The 2,046-nt window shown below is 43.5% G+C and carries 1 protein-coding gene; it reads right to left on the bottom strand.

Annotated elements, in window-relative coordinates:
• Positions 1 to 2,046: phage tail tape measure protein (locus AC0QT4_RS08940; protein WP_473201322.1), on the bottom strand; the 2,046-nt coding region annotated here is incomplete at both ends.

Raw genomic sequence — 2,046 nt, forward strand, 5'->3', positions numbered from 1 at the left:
CACTTTTGCATTTGGAGCTTCCATATGCCTTGTCTCAAGTGTCCCTGTATTAAAACCACTGTTGCGTTTTTCAGATGGGCTTTTGGGTACAACCGCTGTCTCCATCATTCTTTTTGCACGTGCATTGGTTTCATCGGTAAAGGTTTTAATTGTTTCTGTTGAGGTTTTGTTGATTGAAACATTGAAGCCAAGCTTTTCTTTCATCCAATCAGGCATCCAACTGGTTAATGAGCTTATCATGCCGCTAAACCAATTGCAGAGAGCGGTCCACTGGCTTTTAATGCCATCCCACAAGCTGCCAATGAGATTGGCTCCCGCATCCATTAAATTGACGCCAAACAACCAATCAATCAATGCGTTGATTTTTTTTGCTATCCAATAGAGTGGTGAAAACTTTTTAAAGAGAGTAAAAAGTTTACTGAAAGTGTTACTGAACAAACTGGCAAAAGAATCCCATAACTTGCTTATGAAATTTACGACTGTATTCCAGTTTTTGTAGAGGAGATATCCAGCTGCGACAAGCGCTGCAATGCCCCCGATTATCCAGCCTACGGGAGTTGTCATGATTACGACCCCAAGCGATATAAAAGCAGAACCAACAGCAGTTATTGCTGAAAGCAGAGAGCCTATAAGAGTTGCAGCAAGCGAAAGAAGAGCTGAACTAGCCGAGACTAAGGCTGAAAAGAGTGTTCTTGCAAGAGTTACAGCAAGCCTCATAAATGCTGAACAAACTGATTTTGTTGCTGAAAGTAGTGATTGACCGAGGGTTCTGGCAAGCCCTATAAAAGCTTTGTCAGCCGCGATTATTTTTGAAAATAGGGCTTTTCCAAGAGTTGCAATAAGTCCCATAAAGGCTGAACAAACTGAACCTATTGCTGAAAACAGCGGTCCTGTAAAAGCAACAGCCAGTCTGATAACAACAGCGCCAACGACAGTTAAGGATGCAGCCAACCATCCATTGATTTTGTCCCAGTTTTTGTAGAGGAGATATCCGGCTCCGACAAGCAATGCAATACCACCAATGAGCCAACCAATAGGTGTTGTCAAGATTGTATAGCCAAGCGTGACAAACGCTGCTCCCGCGGCAGCTAATGCGGCAATGAGTGGACCAAAAATAAAGGAACCAAGCGCTATAAGTCCTATTTTTAACAGGGTTATTTCACCAACAAGTGGTTCCATCCAGTAAAACCAGCTTTTAATTCTCTTTGTGAGATCGCTGATGCCTTTTCTCAAATCAGAGGTAGGATTAAGCAAATCATTAAAGACTTTTTTTAAGGTTTTTGCCCACCCAGCAACGGTTGTTTGTATGAGATCACGGTTTTCATCAATCAGTTTTTCAAAAGCATCAACCATATCATTGATTACAGGCATAAAGCGGGCGCCAATAAAGCTAGCGATACCCCCTATTTTTTTCTTAAAAGCACCAAGCTTATCACTCAAATCTGCGGCATAGCGTGCGACATCAGCACCGATCAACCATTTTCCTTTCCGCGCCTTTGCAAACAGCTCTTTGATGGGAGCCATCCCTTGTGCAAGCATGGCAGCCATTTCTTTGCCATCACCACCAAACAGCAGAGCAGCAATATGCTGTCTTTGCGCTTGGTTTTTCATCTTACTCATTTTGTCGGTAATTTCTTCTAACAAGGTAGAGTTTGATTTGAGTTTTCCAGAGGCATCTTTGACAGAAATACCAAGTGCCTCAAACCCCATAATGCCTCTTTTTTGTCCGGCATATGCTTGTGCCGAACGCCTATTTAAAGTTGCTAAGGATTGTTGAAAAAGTTCAGCAGAGTATCCTGAGTTGTCTGCTGCATCACCCCATAATTGCAGTGCTGTAACACTCATTCCCAAATGCCGAGATGCGTGATGAAGACTATCCCCAAGATGCATGGTTTTCATGGTGAGGGCGGTGACACTTGCTATAAGACCTCCACCGGCAAGCCCTAAAGCACCGGTAAAGAGCGAAGCACGGCTTGCCGCCGTGCCAAGGGCACTTTGAACACCTTGCAAACGTGATGTCATATTTTTGACTGCAGCAGAAAAGCG

The sequence above is a fragment of the Bartonella sp. EBT8 genome (genome assembly GCF_055796165.1).